We start from the raw sequence: 647 nt of genomic DNA on the forward strand, positions 1-647 counted from the left end.
ATATATGAATTCTTTGATTGTAGAAAAATATTATATCTACACGAAACATGAGATATGGCGAATTTACTTATGAACTGTTTTCTATTATAATGGAGGTAAGCAATGGAAAAACAAAAGAAGAAATCTCGCCATAACAAACAAACTCACAACCGGCAGTATAAGGACCGGTTATGGAGAATAAATGCGATCAACCACACGGACTATCAGAATCCTGATGACCTGGAGGTAAATACATTGGAAGATGTCTTTTATCTGTCCATGAAAAATGATGTGTCCTTTCTGGTCGGCGAAACCATGAATCTGTATGAACATCAAAGCACTTTTAACCCAAACATGCCGCTTCGCGGAGTCTTTTATTTCTCCCGGTTATATGAAGGGTATGTTGCAGATAATAATCTGATGATCTACCATAAAAAAAGAGTCCGGCTTCCAAAACCGAAATATATTGTCTTTTACAATGGTACAAAAAATCAGCCAGATTCCATGGAGTTAAGGCTTTCAGACTGCTTTGAAAATACAGATAACGAAGCACCTTGCCTGGAATGCACCGCAACCATGTTGAACATCAACTATGGTCACAATCAGGAACTGATGAAGCACTGCAGAAGGCTTGAAGAATATTCCATATTCGTCCAATGTGTCAGGGA

The 647-nt window shown here is 38.2% G+C and carries 1 pseudogene; it reads left to right on the forward strand.

The features are described 5' to 3' along the window. Positions 1-102: 102 nt before the first annotated feature. Positions 103-647, forward strand: a pseudogene (locus PGZ10_RS16565) (hypothetical protein); the annotation flags it as partial.

This window comes from Coprococcus sp. AF102-57, from assembly GCF_027686195.1.
GTDB classification, from domain to species: domain Bacteria; phylum Bacillota; class Clostridia; order Lachnospirales; family Lachnospiraceae; genus Allocoprococcus; species Allocoprococcus comes.